This is a genomic window from Aeromonas sp. s5 (assembly GCF_040907865.1).
Lineage (GTDB): Bacteria > Pseudomonadota > Gammaproteobacteria > Enterobacterales > Aeromonadaceae > Aeromonas > Aeromonas dhakensis.
Window position 1 is genome coordinate 48,567 of record NZ_JBFOCO010000008.1, and the last position, 14,024, is coordinate 62,590.

At 57.5% G+C, this 14,024-nt stretch carries 12 protein-coding genes; 6 read left to right on the plus strand and 6 right to left on the minus strand.

Annotation, left to right across the window (positions count from 1 at the left end; translation table 11 throughout):
• Nucleotides 1-52 precede the first annotated feature (52 nt).
• The 4 genes from AB5Y94_RS06185 (at nt 53) to AB5Y94_RS06200 (ending at nt 5,293) form a co-directional block, all read left to right on the plus strand.
• Nucleotides 53-478, plus strand: coding sequence for a nuclear transport factor 2 family protein (locus tag AB5Y94_RS06185; RefSeq protein ID WP_362848079.1), 426 nt, complete (start codon nt 53-55; stop codon nt 476-478).
• 25 nt (nt 479-503) lie between these two features.
• Nucleotides 504-1,121 carry a nucleotidyltransferase domain-containing protein gene (locus tag AB5Y94_RS06190; RefSeq protein ID WP_362848076.1) on the plus strand — a complete coding sequence of 206 codons (618 nt, stop codon included), beginning with the start codon at nt 504-506 and terminating at the stop codon, nt 1,119-1,121.
• 573 nt (nt 1,122-1,694) lie between these two features.
• Complete coding sequence (locus AB5Y94_RS06195) at nt 1,695-3,620, plus strand: ATP-dependent endonuclease (RefSeq protein WP_368205188.1); 1,926 nt, start codon at nt 1,695-1,697, stop codon at nt 3,618-3,620.
• Nucleotides 3,617-5,293, plus strand: coding sequence for a UvrD-helicase domain-containing protein (locus AB5Y94_RS06200; protein WP_368205189.1), 1,677 nt, complete (start codon nt 3,617-3,619; stop codon nt 5,291-5,293). The genes AB5Y94_RS06195 and AB5Y94_RS06200 overlap by 4 nt, the downstream gene beginning before the upstream one ends.
• A 219-nt stretch (nt 5,294-5,512) precedes the next feature.
• Here the strand turns inward: AB5Y94_RS06200 and cysC are convergent, their stop codons facing one another.
• From cysC to cysG, 5 genes are all read right to left on the minus strand, one after another.
• Nucleotides 5,513-6,106 (minus strand): adenylyl-sulfate kinase, encoded by a 594-nt coding sequence (gene cysC / locus AB5Y94_RS06205; protein WP_368205190.1) that lies wholly within the window; start codon nt 6,104-6,106, stop codon nt 5,513-5,515.
• Between the two features lie 139 nt (nt 6,107-6,245).
• Nucleotides 6,246-7,970, minus strand: a complete 1,725-nt coding sequence (locus tag AB5Y94_RS06210; RefSeq protein ID WP_043171269.1) for an SLC13 family permease — start codon at nt 7,968-7,970, stop codon at nt 6,246-6,248.
• A 4-nt stretch (nt 7,971-7,974) separates the two neighbouring features.
• On the minus strand, nt 7,975-9,402 hold the full coding sequence (gene cysN, locus AB5Y94_RS06215) for a sulfate adenylyltransferase subunit CysN (protein ID WP_368205191.1): 1,428 nt from the start codon (nt 9,400-9,402) through the stop codon (nt 7,975-7,977).
• A gap of 24 nt (nt 9,403-9,426) precedes the next feature.
• Nucleotides 9,427-10,335 (minus strand): sulfate adenylyltransferase subunit CysD, encoded by a 909-nt coding sequence (gene cysD / locus AB5Y94_RS06220; RefSeq protein WP_368205192.1) that lies wholly within the window; start codon nt 10,333-10,335, stop codon nt 9,427-9,429.
• Between the two features lie 103 nt (nt 10,336-10,438).
• On the minus strand, nt 10,439-11,863 hold the full coding sequence (gene cysG, locus AB5Y94_RS06225; RefSeq protein WP_368205193.1) for a siroheme synthase CysG: 1,425 nt from the start codon (nt 11,861-11,863) through the stop codon (nt 10,439-10,441).
• Nucleotides 11,864-12,060: 197 nt separating this feature from the next.
• Between cysG and AB5Y94_RS06230 the strand changes: the two genes are divergently transcribed.
• Complete coding sequence (locus AB5Y94_RS06230; RefSeq protein WP_005304750.1) at nt 12,061-12,981, plus strand: SPFH domain-containing protein; 921 nt, start codon at nt 12,061-12,063, stop codon at nt 12,979-12,981.
• Nucleotides 12,978-13,433, plus strand: coding sequence for an NfeD family protein (locus AB5Y94_RS06235; protein WP_010636234.1), 456 nt, complete (start codon nt 12,978-12,980; stop codon nt 13,431-13,433). The genes AB5Y94_RS06230 and AB5Y94_RS06235 overlap by 4 nt, the downstream gene beginning before the upstream one ends.
• A gap of 80 nt (nt 13,434-13,513) precedes the next feature.
• Here AB5Y94_RS06235 and AB5Y94_RS06240 read toward each other — a convergent pair whose 3' ends face one another.
• Nucleotides 13,514-13,927: a CBS domain-containing protein gene (locus tag AB5Y94_RS06240; RefSeq protein WP_368205194.1), complete on the minus strand. Its 414-nt coding sequence runs from the start codon at nt 13,925-13,927 to the stop codon at nt 13,514-13,516.
• Nucleotides 13,928-14,024: the final 97 nt, after the last annotated feature.

Sequence of the window (14,024 nt, forward strand, 5' to 3'; positions counted from 1 at the left end):
CCTCCTTCCAATCATGGTTATGCGAACAACTAATAGAGATATAGGAGTGGTAATGGAACAGGAAAGTTTAGTTGAGATAGCGATTGAGTATTTCAAGAAAGTAGATGCAGGTGATCCCAGTTATCTTGATCTTTTCTCGGAGAATGTTGATTTTTTCTTCCCCAAATTTGGTCAAGCTAAAGGAAAGGATGCATTGGTTGAGTTTGGCAATAGAATTGGTAGCTCGCTCACCAGCATCTGGCACGACATAAATGGCTTTAAGATAACGACTGCTGGCAACACCGTGATTGTCGAGGGGCAAGAAGGGGGAGTAATGAGTGATGGTACCTCTTGGCCGGATAATAATATATCCATGGGCCGTTTTTGTAGTGTATTTGAATTTACAGGCTCGCTGATAAGCCGCATGTATGTGTATGTTGACCCTGACTTTCCGAGTAGAGATGTGGCAAGGATTGCTGTGTTGTCAGGGACAAATTAATAGCTGTTATATGCTCGGAGTAGAAATGAACAACATTCTAGATTTGGCCATGGAAGAGCTGAAAGGAAAGTATGCACCTCACACAATCATTCTTTATGGCTCTTATGCCCGCAATGATGCAACCGAAACCAGTGATATCGATATAGCCTGTTTCTGTGATCACACGAACGAACAAAGGGATGCGAGATTATTTCATGGCATCTATCTTGATGTATGGGTTTACCCAACCGATTATCTAAGTTCAATTCCAAAAGAAGCCCTTCGCTTCGGTGACGGAAAAGTCATTTATGATACAAAAGGTTTAGGGAGCAGCTACCTGGCTCGCGTTAAGCAGAAGCTAGCAGATGGCAAACCAGCAACGTCGGAGATGGATAAGGCACACCTTCAACAGTGGGTGATGAAAATGCTGGAGCGTGCGCATGATAAAGACATAGATAGTCATTATCGTCGTACCTGGCTTCAACATGACCTTCTGGAGATATATTTTGACATGCGCGACTTGTGGTATCTAGGCTCAAAGAAAAGCTTTCATTATTTGCAGCAGCATGACCAGCCGACTTTTAATCTATTTGAGAAAATGTATAAAGAGCCGTTAAATATTGATCTATTGGCAGCCTTGGCCAAGCAGGTTGCACGTATATAACAATGTCCGAGAGCAATACATAGCGCGTAAGATTTTCACGATGAGTTTTTAAACTCAATTGCCACCGGCTGGTGAGCCAGTTTAAGAAATCACCCTCTGCCTCACCACAAAGTACCGCTTACAGACGCCGTACCGGTACACCAAGCCAGATAACCATCGCACACAAACTACCTCCGCAGAAAAAACCTATGGGTCAGCAGGCTCATAGGTTTTTTTAATGCTCGCCAACAAGATAGCGAGACTGTCGTTTCACAGTTCAATTTCCCTCTGCGCTGATGGCCACCACAGTTGCACGGCCATATCACGGCCCATTATTGATGAGTTTGTTGATCTTGCTCAGAAAACCGCCCGCTTGCGCTTTTCACTCCAGCCCCGTTCGGTAACATAGCTGCTTGGCAACCTCTCGCAGGAGTCAGTCATGAGCCAAGCCTGCACAAAAGTACAGGTAAAATGCCGCGAATCCACGTGCAAGAACTTTGCCATCCGAGTTAGATGTGTAATCGGCAACCAGCTACGAATCACTCAACATGGTGATGATCCCCATTCCCTTCGTTCTAAGACATAGGATGCCCAATGAAGCTGCAAACCCTCCGCCTATCGAGCTTCCAGTCTTTCGGGGCAGCACCCACCGAAATTCCATTGGAGGAGATGACTTACCTCATTGGGCCTAATGGCTCCGGCAAAACAGCTGCACTGCAGGCCTTGTGTCGGTTGTTTGCCTTTGATCCATCACTGCGTCGAATACTGCGCTCAGACTTTCATGTCCCATTGAACGAAGAAGTGCCTCCGGCGGAGCGCCAGTTATGGATCGAAGCTGACTTTGTATTCCCTGAATTAAAAGATGGCGAAGACAACAGCACGGTTGCACCTCATTTCGGTCATATGCGCTTCGACGAGATCGATGGCACACCACGCATTCGTTTTCGCCTTAACGCAACCATGGGGTTGGATGGGGATATAGAGGAAAACATGGTCTATGTGTTGGACATCAATCCAGATGGCTCACCACTTACCACCACCCAAGTACCCCGAGCTGAACGTAACCATATACATATCCACTACCTCCCCGCACGCCGTGATCCCGCCGATCACATTGCCTACGGAGCCAATGCATTACTGGGGCGCATGCTGCGCGCGGTGAACTGGGATACAGAGCGCACAGTCATTAAGGGACTGACCGACCAAATCAGTGACAGCTTGGCGGGCAATCCATCAATCAATGCGTTCAGCGCAAGTTTGAAAAATGCATGGGGCACATTACACAAAGGCAACTTCTTTACCGACCCCAAGCTAACTTTTGCTGCGTCCGAGATCGAAGCCTTGTTGCGGCACATGTCGGTGTCTTTCACTCCTGGCCATGGGGAGCAGTTGGTCGATTTCTCACGACTTAGCGACGGCCAGAAGTCGATGCTGTATCTGTCACTGGTACACTCTTCGCAGGCGATTGGCCGTGCTGTACTGGCGGCTGAAGATACTTCATTCGATCCGGACAAGCTGCGCCCACCAGTCTTTACGGTGGTCGCTCTCGAAGAGCCAGAAAACAGTCTCTCGCCACACTACCTTGGGCGAATCGTCAATGCCCTCAATGGAATGACCGGACAAGGTGACGCACAAGCGCTCATCGCTACCCACGCACCATCCATGCTGCGGCGCGTTGCTCCGGAACATATCCGTTATCTGAGGTTGACCGAAGAGCGAACATCACGAGTCACGCATATCCTGCTGCCAGACACAGCTGATGAAGCGCACAAGTTTGTGCGTGAGGCAGTACAAGCCTTTCCCGAGGTTTATTTCTCGCGACTTGTTGTTCTTGGAGAGGGTGATAGTGAAGAAATCGTATTACCACGACTTCTTAAAGCGAAGGGATCTCCTGTTGATGAATCTGCGGTTTCAATAGCCCCCTTGGGGGGACGTCACGTAAATCACTTTTGGCGCCTACTTTCCACACTGCAAATTCCATATTTGACATTATTAGACCTCGATGTATCTCGCTATGCTGCTGGTTGGGGACGAATCAAGTACGTGAATGATCAACTCTTTAAGTTTGAACCGGCAAAAATACTTCCTGCCGCTTTAACTTTGCCGAAATGGGATACAGCCGATACACCAGTCCGAACACATCACTATTTTGATGGAGGAACGAAAGACGTATTTCTTGAGCTGGAGAGTCGAGGTGTATTTTTCTCGGCTCCTATGGATCTCGATTTCGCCATGTTACTTGCTTACCCAGATGCGTATGGCGTAGTTAAGGAAGATCCTGAGGCATCCACGATCAAAGCTGTTTTGGGTAAAAGTCACCACGATGCAAGCCAGTACAGCAAAGATGAGCAGAAGCTATTTAACACTTACCATCAGCGCTTCAAGCTTGGTAGCAAACCCGCAGCCCATATTGATGCATTGGCTCAGCTGACTGATGCAGAACTACTGACCAACATGCCCGCATCCCTGAGCAGATTGGCAGATGCCGTCATCACCAAACTCGCGGTTCTGCCGGAATGATAACCGTCGAGACTTGGGAACCTGCAGATGGGCTGACACTTGAGCCCAACGCCCTAATTGCAGCCAAGGAGCAAACACGCAGCCTTGCTCTTACCGCAGGCCCAGGCGCGGGAAAGACCGAAATGCTTGCACAGCGGGCAGATTTCCTATTGCGCACAGGTACCTGCCGCTATCCCAAACGGATTCTGGCCATTTCGTTCAAGGTCGATGCCAGCAGTAACCTGAAAGAACGGGTCAAGCGACGCTGTGGTTCAGAACTTGCTACGCGGTTTGACAGCTATACCTTTCACGCATTCGCCAAGCGCATCATCGATCGTTTCCGTCCTGTGCTAACTGGTGAGTATGCGTTGGATGCTGGATACCAAATTGCAGATCGGAAACTTGGCCCATCACGAACGTTGATCACGTTTTCCGATCTGGTGCCATGGGCAATTGAGATTCTAAGAAAGTCCCCTGTCGCGCGACATGCCATCCGTCAAACCTACAGCGATGTCTTCCTCGACGAATTCCAGGACTGTACAAATCGTCAATACGAACTCCTCAAGCTCGCTTTTCAAGGTACGAACATTCGCTTGACCGCCGTGGGCGACACCAAGCAAAAGATCATGGGCTGGGCAGGCGCTTTGGAAGGCATCTTTCAGGACTTCGTTGCTGATTTTGCAGCAACTCCGCTCAATATGTACCGAAACTTCCGCTCTCAACCACGTTTGCTGCGCTTGCAGAACGAGATCATTCGCAAGCTGGATCCAGCTTCTATCATGCCTGATGAGCAACTTGCAGGCGACGAAGGAGAGGTATTCGCGTGGTGCTTTGAAAACAGTCGTCAAGAAGCAGACTACCTCGCAGATTTGATTGCAGGTTGGATAAACACAGAACAGCTGCCACCAGCAGAAATTGCGGTCCTGATTCGTAATCAGCTTGACCTGTACGCTGATCACCTTATGACGGCACTGGAGGCTCGTGGCATCCCCTTTCGCAACGAGCAGCAGATGCAAGACATCACAGTCGAGCCTGCAGCACGTTTGATCGTGGACTATCTTTCCTGCCTCTATGGTCAGCGCGAGCCCAAATCATGGATTCGGCTCATGAACCAGCTAATCCCGTTTGCAAATGACGAGACTCCGTCGAATGCGCGCAAAGACCTTGATCGGCTGATCAAGCAGCAACGAAAAGAAATAGCCCTTAACGAGCTGGTTGCCCCCCCTTTCTCTGGCTGGTGGGTGTTTGTTCAAATATTTCTGAAGCAAATCAGTGTTGAAACACTAATGTCGCTTTCCCCTGATTACGAGTCTCGTGACCGGCTAAACGAAGTAATCCGTGATACTAAGACCAAGATTGAAGAATTACTAACGCTGGAGCCTGACTTGCCCCAAGCCCTTAAGCGCTTCTCAGACGATCAAGCCGTACGAATACTGACCATCCATAAGAGTAAGGGCCTTGAGTTTGATTCGGTCATCATCATGGCCATCGAAAACGAGAACTTCTTTGGAAATCAGGATGAAAACCGCTGTGCTTTTTTTGTCGGTGTCTCACGTGCCAAAAAACGCCTAGTCCTTACTCATGCGGATCAGCGAGAACGTCCAGCTGGACATACGAAGCGCTGGGATGTGCATCGCACACCTCAAACTGAATATTTCGGCTATACCATACCGTTTGTAAAACAAGAACCATAAGCAAAATAGGGTCGTCATACCCGCAATATTGGTTGACGCTTAATAGCCCGACAATTAGGCATTGCGATGCAATGCACTACGCTTATTGCATCCTAAGATATCAAAAACGTTCAACGGATAAATGGTTGTAGCGACACATAAATCGTTGCGGGGAAATAGGGAAATAAAGAGGGGGCCAAGGCCCCCTCTGCTATAGATGATCAGTGGCGAACATCGACCTCAGTCTGTCAGCCCTCTCTGCCTTAGCGCCGTCAGCAGTTCATCCACCATGGCCTCTACCGGCTTGCCGGCGTTCAGCAGGTGAATTTCTGGCTGCTCGGGTGCCTCGTAGGCCGAGTCGATACCGGTGAAATTCGTGATCTCCCCTGCCCGCGCCTTCTTGTAGAGCCCCTTGGGATCGCGCTCTTCGCAGACGGCGAGCGGGGCATCCACAAACACCTCGACAAACTCCCCTTCACCCACGAGATTGCGCACCAGCGCACGCTCGGCACGGAACGGCGAGATAAAGGCGGTGAGCACGATAAGTCCCGCATCCACCATGAGTTTTGCCACCTCGCCAACCCGGCGGATATTCTCTTGGCGGGCGGCGTCGTCGAAGCCGAGATCGCCACAGAGGCCGTGGCGCACATTGTCCCCATCCAGCAGATAGGTGTGCTTGCCTTGCGCGGCCAGCGCCTGCTCCAGCGCCCCCGCCAGGGTGGATTTACCTGCCCCGGAGAGCCCGGTGAACCAGATCACCAGCGGCTTTTGCCCCTTCTGCTCGGCCCGGCTCTGTTTGTCCACGGCATGGGCATGCCACACGATATTGCTCATTCACACTCCTTGCTTGGCGCGCGCGCCTCAATGCTGAAACGGTCTGGCTCCCTGGAGCTCAGCCTCTGGCCACTCGCCACTGACGGGTGCCATGGTCATCGTGTATTCCTACTTCCCTGCAAAGCCCAGTTGCACCGCCTTAAAACGGGAACAACAGGGGCACCATGACGATCACCCCGATGCTGTAGGCCAGGGAGACCGGCAGGGCCAGCTTGAGGTAGTCCGGCATCTTGTAGTTGCCCGCGGCATAGACCATCAAATTGGTCTGGTAGCCGTAGGGCAGGATAAAGCTGGAGCTCGCCCCGAACAGCACCGCCAGAATGAACGGCATGGTCGAAACATCCATGCTGAGCGCCAGCTGGTAACCCATGGGGAAGGCCAGCGCCGCAGCGGCGTTGTTGCTCATCAGCTCGGTCAGCACCAGGGTAAACAGGTAGATGCCGATAAAGGCGATGATGGGGCTAGCGCCGTTGAACTCCCCCATCAGCCAGTCGGCGATGAGCTTGGCCAGCCCGCTCTGCTCCAGCTGATCGGCGATGGCCAGCGCTCCGCCCACCACCAGCCAGATATCCAGCGGAAAGCGGCGGCGGATCTCGTCCAGGGTCAGGATGCGGGAGAAGAGCAGCACCACCAGCATCACCAGCAGCCCCTTGAACAGCGGCACCAGATCGAGCACCGACAGGGTCAGCACCCCAAGGAACCCCGCCACCACGGCGGCGCTACGCGTGGCATCGAGTCGGGTGGAGGCCTCCAGCCCGCTCACCACCACGAACTCGCGGGAGAGGGACTTGTTGCCCGCAAACTTGGGACCGGGGGCCAGCAGCAAGGTGTCCCCTGCGTGCAATTCAATCTGGCCGAGGCCGCCGGTGAGCTGGGTCTCACCCCGGCGCACCGCCAGCACCACCGCATCGAAGTGGGTGCGAAACTCCGCATCCTTGATGGTCTGCCCCACCAGCCGCGAGCTGTGGCTGACGATCACCTCCACCAGGTGCTGGCCGTTGAGGCGGTGCTGGCCGTAGAGATCCAGCCCCTTGAGCTCCTGCAGCACGCCGACGCTCTCCACGTCACCGCAAAACAGCAGCATGTCCCCCTCATGCAGCTCGTGTTCCGGCTGCACCGGGCAGATCACCTGATTGCCCCGGATGATCTCGGCAAGATAGAGGCTTTTCAGGCTGCGCAGGCCGTTCTCCTTGACGCTGCGCCCGGCCATGGGCGAGCCGGGGCCCACCTTGGCCTCGAGAAAGTAGCCGGATTCGCGGCTCATCTCGGTGTCCTGCTCCGGCAGGTGGCGGGCAAACAGCAACACGGCGATGAGGCCGGTCAGCAGGGTCCCCGCCCCCACCATAAAGAAGTCGAACATGCCGAGCGGCTTGGCCCCCATCTTGATGAGGAAGCTGTTGACGATGAGGTTGGTGGAGGTGCCGATCAGGGTCAGCACGCCGCCAAAGGTCGCCGCGAAGCACATGGGCAACAGCAACCGGGAGGGCGCATGGTTGGGGTTGCGTTTGACAGCCCCCAGCATGGAGGCCACCACGGCGGTGTTGTTGACGAACGCCGACAGGAAGGCGGTGGAGAACCACACCTTCACCAGCACCTTGTTGAAGGAGCCGGTGCCCACCAGGTTGGCGAACCAGCTCATGACCCGGGTCTTCTCCACCGCGAGCGACACCAGCAGCAACAGCACCAGGGTCAGCAGGGCGCTGTTGGTGTAGCCCGCCACCACGGCGTTGATGTCCGCCAGGCCGCTCAGGTAGGTGATGAGCACGGCGCCTGAGAAGAGCAGCGCCGGCCGGAGTTTGCCCTGGATCAGCAGGGCGACGAGGGCAGCCAGCAGACCCAGCACCAGGGATTGTTGCCAGGTCATGGGCTTACTCCTTGCCGGAATCGTTGCTGATGGTCAGCGCCTGCCAGTGGGGGAAGTGCTTGCGCACCAGGGCGTTGAGCTCGACTTCGAACTCGCTGTATTGCCCTGCCACAACCTTGGCCGCCAGCCCTTCCACTATCATGCCGGCACCGACGGTGACGTTGGTCAGCCGGTCGATCAGGATGAAGCTGCCGGTATCGCGGATCTCCTGATACGGGTCGAATGCCACCGGGTCGGTCAGGCTGAATTCGCACAGGCCGATCTCGTTGAGCTTGAGCTCGGAGGCCGGCAGCTCGTCCAGCTTGTTGATCTCGATACGGTGGCGGATGGCCTCCACCTGGCCGCGACTCTTCTTGGTGGCCAGCTTGACGTCATAGACCCGGCCCGGTTGCAGGGACTCCTCCCCCATCCAGACGATGTGAGCCAGCACGTTCTGGGTCACCTGGGGCTTTTTCGCCGCATCCACCAGCAGGTCGCCCCGGCTGATGTCGATCTCGTCCGCGAAGGTGACCGTGATGGCCTGACCCGGCAGGGCGTACTCCAGATCCCCGTCGAAGGTGACGATGCGAGTCACCGTGCTCTCTTTGCCGGACGGCAGCACAGCAAGCCGGTCGCCCACCCGCAGGATGCCGGAGGCCAAAGTGCCTGCGAAGCCGCGAAAATCGAGGTTGGGGCGGTTCACGTACTGCACCGGCAGGCGCACCGGGTGACGCTCCAGCTCGCGCTCCACTTCCGCGCTCTCCAGCAGGGAGAGCAGGGTCTCGCCTTCGTACCAGGCCAGCTTGTCGCTGGGGTTGACCACGTTGTCACCGTCCAGCGCAGAGACCGGCACGATATGGATGGTGTCGACGCTGAGCTTCTTGGCGAATTCGCGGTAATCGGCACTGATGCGCTCGAACACCTCCTGGCTGAACTCCACCAGGTCCATCTTGTTCACTGCCACCACGAACTGCTTGATGCCAAGGAGGCTCGCGATAAAGCTGTGGCGACGGGTCTGATCCAGCACTCCCTTGCGGGCGTCGATCAATATGATGGCCAGATCGCAGGTGGAGGCGCCGGTGGCCATGTTGCGGGTGTACTGCTCGTGGCCCGGGGTGTCCGAGATGATAAATTTGCGCTTGGCGGTGGAGAAATAGCGGTAGGCCACGTCGATGGTGATGCCCTGCTCGCGCTCCGCCTGCAGGCCGTCTACCAGCAGCGCCAGATCCAGCTTCTCGCCGGTGGTGCCAAGCTTCTGGCTGTCGGACTCCAGCGCTTTGAGCTGATCTTCATAGATCTGCTGGGAGTCGTGCAGCAGGCGGCCGATGAGGGTGCTCTTGCCGTCGTCAACGCTGCCGCAGGTGAGAAAGCGCAGCAGGCTCTTGTGTTGCTGGGCGTGCAGGTAGGCTTCAATGCCCTGTTCGCTGATGGCGGTCTGAATGTGGTTGTTCATGTTGCGATTCCTTAGAACATTTTTTTAGAAATAGCCCTGACGCTTCTTCTGCTCCATGGAGCCGGCCTGATCGTGGTCGATGAGCCGCCCTTGCCGCTCGCTCGAGGTGGTGATCAGCATCTCTTCGATGATCTCCGGCAGGGTGGTGGCATTGGATTCGATGGCCCCGGTCAGCGGGTAGCAGCCGAGGGTGCGAAAGCGCACCAGCTCCCGCTTCACTTCATCTTCCGGGCCGATGGGCATGCGCTCATCATCCACCATGATCTTGATGCCGTTGCGCTCCACCACAGGGCGATGGGCCGCAAAGTAGAGCGGCACTATGTCGATGTTCTCGAGATAGATGTATTGCCAGATGTCCAGCTCGGTCCAGTTGGAGAGCGGGAACACCCGGATGCTCTCACCCTTGTTGACCTGGCTGTTGTAGACCCGCCACAGCTCCGGACGCTGGTTCTTGGGATCCCAGCGGTGAGACTTGTCGCGGAAGGAGTAGACCCGCTCCTTTGCACGAGACTTCTCCTCGTCGCGGCGGGCACCACCGAAGGCGGCATCGAAGCCGTATTTGTTGAGCGCCTGCTTGAGCCCCTCGGTCTTCATGATGTCGGTGTGCTTGCCGCTGCCGTGCACGAAGGGGTTGATGCCCATGGCGAGCCCGTCCGGGTTCTTGTGAACGATCAGATCCAGCCCGTACTTTTTGGCGGTCTCGTCGCGGAACTTGATCATCTCCTTGAACTTCCAGTCGGTGTCGACGTGCAGCAAGGGGAAGGGGATCTTGCCCGGATAGAAGGCCTTGCGGGCCAGGTGCAGCATGACGGAGGAGTCCTTGCCGATGGAGTACATCATCACCGGGTTTTCAAATTCGGCAGCCACCTCGCGGATGATGTGGATGCTCTCGGCTTCCAGTTGCTGCAGATGTGTCAATCTTTCACGGTCCATGTCTGGGTCCTCGGTTCATTGCTAACGCGCCTGGTCAGGGCGCGGTCTTGGCTCAGGTCGGTGCCGCCATGGCAACACCGTCAAATCGATTGCTGTCTCGGCCTCAGGCCAGGCTCACCAGCTTGAGCTCGTGGCCGCTGTCGGCCTCCTGCCCCTGCGCCGTCTCGCCAAACCAGGCCAGCTGTTTGCGCAGGGCAACCACCTCGCCGACGACAATAAGGGACGGGCTCACCGCTTGGGCGGCCAGCTCGGCCAGCTCCGCCAAGGTGCCGGTCAGCACGCGCTGCCGCGCCGTGGTGCCGCGCTCGATGATGGCGATGGGGGTGGCGCTGCTGCGGCCATGGCTCACCAACTGCTGCTGGATATGCTCGGAGCGCATCAGCCCCATGTAGATCACCAGGGTCTGGCTGGTAGCGGCGAGCTGCTGCCAGTCGGGCTCCTTGCCCTCCTTCTGGCAGTGGCCGGTAATGAAGACGGCGCTCTGGGCATGGTCGCGGTGGGTGAGCGGAATGCCGGCATAGGCGGTGGCTCCGGCGGCGGCCGTGATGCCGGGCACCACGGAGAAGGGGATGCCCTCCTCTGCCAGCACTTCCAGCTCCTCGCCACCACGGCCGAACATGAAGGGATCGCCCCCCTTGAGCCGCACCACCCGGTTGCCCGCCCTGGCGTATTCCACCAGCAGGCGATTGGTCTCCTCCTGCGGCACGCTGTGGGCGCCGGCCTTCTTGCCGACCGACACCAGGGTGGCATCGCGGCGCACCAGATCGAGGATCTCGGCGGAGACCAGCTGGTCGTAGAGCACCACTTCAGCCTGTTGAATTTGTTGCAGCGCCTTGAGGGTCAGCAGGCCCGGATCGCCGGGTCCCGCCCCTACCAACACCACCTCGCCCACTTCGCTTTTCGCATTGTCGAGCCCCTCGTTCAGCCACTGCTCGGCACCCTGCCAATCGGCTTTCTCAATCAGGCCGGCCAGGGTGTTGGAGGCAAACGCCCGCTCCCAGAAGCGGCGACGGTCGGAAATGGAGGAGAGCACCCGCTTGGCCCGGTCGCGTACCCGACCGGAGAGCTCGGCCAGGCCGCCGAGGTGGCGGGGCAGCAGGCTCTCCAGCCGCTCGCGCAGCAGACGCACCAGCACAGGCGCCTTGCCGCCGCTGGAGACCGCCACCATGATGGGGCTGCGATCGATGATGGAGGGGAAGATAAAGCTGGAGCGCTTGGGGTCGTCCACCACGTTGACGAACAGGCCGAGCTGGTTGGCGCTCTGATAGACCAGGGCGTTCACCTCGAGGTCGTCGGTAGCGGCCACCACCAGGATCTGGCCCGCCAGGTGGGCCGGGGTGAAGCGCTCCGCCAGATGGGTGAAGCGACCGGCAAATTCATGGAAGTCGGGTTCCAGCTCGGGGGAGACCAGGGTCAGCCTGGCACCGGCCGCCAGCAGCAGGCGCGCCTTGCGCAGGGCCACTTCGCCCCCTCCCACCAGCAGCACAGGGCGACCGTCCAATTTGGCAAACATCGGCAAATAATCCATTTCGGCCCATCCCTCGGAACACGACTAATATGGGGCGACTATAGGCAGGGCTGCTTATCCCTCAAAATAATAAAAAATGCTTTTTAATGCGTTTTAGTAATTAACAAAGCCGTATGATGACAAAGGCGAAGCAAGGCGCTTGTGGTGCCGCACGCAAGGCCATAGGCTAGTGAAAGTGTTTCATAAGGAGCTAAATGATGAATGAGTCATTGATTGTGCTGGGGATCTTTGTGTTTCTGGTACTTCTCACCCTGAGTGCCGGTATCAAGATAGTGCCGCAGGGTTACAACTGGACCGTGGAGCGCTTCGGCCGCTACACCCGCACCCTCTCCCCCGGCCTCAACCTGCTGATCCCCTACATAGATCGCATCGGCCACAAGATCATCATGATGGAGCAGGTGCTGGACATCCCGGCGCAAGAGGTGATCTCCCGCGACAACGCCAACGTGACCATAGACGCCATCAGCTTCGTGCAGGTGGTGGACGCCCGCAAGGCGGGCTACGAGGTCAACGATCTCACCAGCGCCATCCGCAACCTGACCATGACCAATATGCGGACCGTGCTGGGCGCCATGGAGCTGGACGAGATGCTCTCCCAGCGCGACACCATCAACGAGAAGCTGCTGCGCACCATGGATGCGGCCACCGCCCCCTGGGGCATCAAGGTGACCCGGATCGAGATCAAGGATGTACGTCCGCCGCTGGCGCTGGTCGAAGCCATGAACGCCCAGATGAAGGCCGAGCGCCAGAAACGGGCCGAGGTGCTGGAAGCCGAAGGGGTGCGCCAGTCCAAGATCCTGAAAGCGGAAGGTGAGAAGCAGTCCCAGATCCTCAAGGCCGAGGGTGAGCGTCAGGCCGCCTTCCTCGCCGCCGAAGCGCGCGAGCGGGCCGCCGAGGCGGAAGCCAAGGCGACCCACATGGTGTCAAAAGCCATCGCCGAAGGGGATCTGCAGGCCATCAACTACTTCGTGGCCCAGAAATACACAGAGGCGCTGGCCCGCATCGGTGAAGGCCCCAACAGCAAGGTGGTGATGATGCCGCTGGAGGCGGGCAGCCTGATCGGCGCCGTGGCCGGCATGGCCGAGCTGTTCAAGGATGGCAAGGGCGGCAAGTCATGACAGCCCTGTTCGAGGGGCTGACCCACTGGCACTGGCTGGGGCTCGGCTTCGTGCTGCTGGCCATCGAAGTGCTGGGCTCGGTGGGCTTTCTGCTCTGGACCGGCATCGCCGCGCTGGAGGTGGGCCTGCTGCTGCTGGTCTGGCCCTTCGGCTGGCAGGCCCAGCTGCTGCTGTTCGCCCTGCAATCCCTGCTCACCACCTGGGCCTGGTGGCGCTGGCAGCACCGCCGGGATCGCTCCGATCAAGATGCCGCCGCCCCCATCAACGAGCGGATGCAGGGGTATCTGGGGCGCGAGCTGGTGCTGCTGGATGACGTGACTCAGGGGATGAGCCGGGTACACCTGGACGACACCGCCTGGACGGTGCGCTGCAGCCAGCCACTGCTCGCCGGCAGCAAGGTGCGGGTGACGGGGCATGACTCCCATATCCTGCTGGTAGAGCCGCTGCCCTGACACGAAGGCAGGCGCCAGTGACCAACAACAAAGGGCTCCGCGGAGCCCTTTTTCATTCTCTTGCAAGCCGTGCCGGCGGGCTAGAAGGCGTCGTTGTCGAGGGCGGCGCGCAGCAGATCCTTCCAGCTGATGATGCCGACCAGGGCGCCGTTTTCCAGCACCGGCAGGCAGGAGACGTTCTTCTCCAGCATCAGCTTGACCCCCTCCCGCACCGTGAGCTGGGGAGCGATGGTGATGGGGTGGCGGCTCATGATCTGGTGGGCGCGACGGTTGAGGGTCTCGGTGTCGCGGCTCATCTCGGCCTCGGAGTCGAGATAGGGGCTGATGGCGCGAAACAGGTCGCGATCGGAGATGACTCCTACCAGCTTCTCCTCTTCCAGCACCAGCAGGTGGCGAAAGTGGGCCTGCTCGAAGATCTCCTTGATGACGCTCAACCTGTCGTCCATGGATACGGTGGCGACCCGGGTCGTCATGATGTCCCTGATATGCAGCATGCTAGCCTCCACCGTCATACTGTTTGATAGTTCTGTTATGACATGTTTTTGTGGTGCCAGCCAGTAGCAGGCCCGTACCTAAAGTGCAAACCGGCGC

What these genes read in the sequence shown, in the direction of transcription:
- AB5Y94_RS06185 (WP_362848079.1), top strand. Translation starts at nt 53, where the DNA reads ATGGAACAGGAAAGTTTAGTTGAGATAGCGATTGAGTATTTCAAGAAA.
- AB5Y94_RS06190 (WP_362848076.1), top strand. Translation starts at nt 504, where the DNA reads ATGAACAACATTCTAGATTTGGCCATGGAAGAGCTGAAAGGAAAGTAT.
- AB5Y94_RS06195 (WP_368205188.1), top strand. Translation starts at nt 1,695, where the DNA reads ATGAAGCTGCAAACCCTCCGCCTATCGAGCTTCCAGTCTTTCGGGGCA.
- AB5Y94_RS06200 (WP_368205189.1), top strand. Translation starts at nt 3,617, where the DNA reads ATGATAACCGTCGAGACTTGGGAACCTGCAGATGGGCTGACACTTGAG.
- cysC (WP_368205190.1), bottom strand. Translation starts at nt 6,106, where the DNA reads ATGAGCAATATCGTGTGGCATGCCCATGCCGTGGACAAACAGAGCCGG.
- AB5Y94_RS06210 (WP_043171269.1), bottom strand. Translation starts at nt 7,970, where the DNA reads ATGACCTGGCAACAATCCCTGGTGCTGGGTCTGCTGGCTGCCCTCGTC.
- cysN (WP_368205191.1), bottom strand. Translation starts at nt 9,402, where the DNA reads ATGAACAACCACATTCAGACCGCCATCAGCGAACAGGGCATTGAAGCC.
- cysD (WP_368205192.1), bottom strand. Translation starts at nt 10,335, where the DNA reads ATGGACCGTGAAAGATTGACACATCTGCAGCAACTGGAAGCCGAGAGC.
- cysG (WP_368205193.1), bottom strand. Translation starts at nt 11,863, where the DNA reads ATGGATTATTTGCCGATGTTTGCCAAATTGGACGGTCGCCCTGTGCTG.
- AB5Y94_RS06230 (WP_005304750.1), top strand. Translation starts at nt 12,061, where the DNA reads ATGAATGAGTCATTGATTGTGCTGGGGATCTTTGTGTTTCTGGTACTT.
- AB5Y94_RS06235 (WP_010636234.1), top strand. Translation starts at nt 12,978, where the DNA reads ATGACAGCCCTGTTCGAGGGGCTGACCCACTGGCACTGGCTGGGGCTC.
- AB5Y94_RS06240 (WP_368205194.1), bottom strand. Translation starts at nt 13,927, where the DNA reads ATGCTGCATATCAGGGACATCATGACGACCCGGGTCGCCACCGTATCC.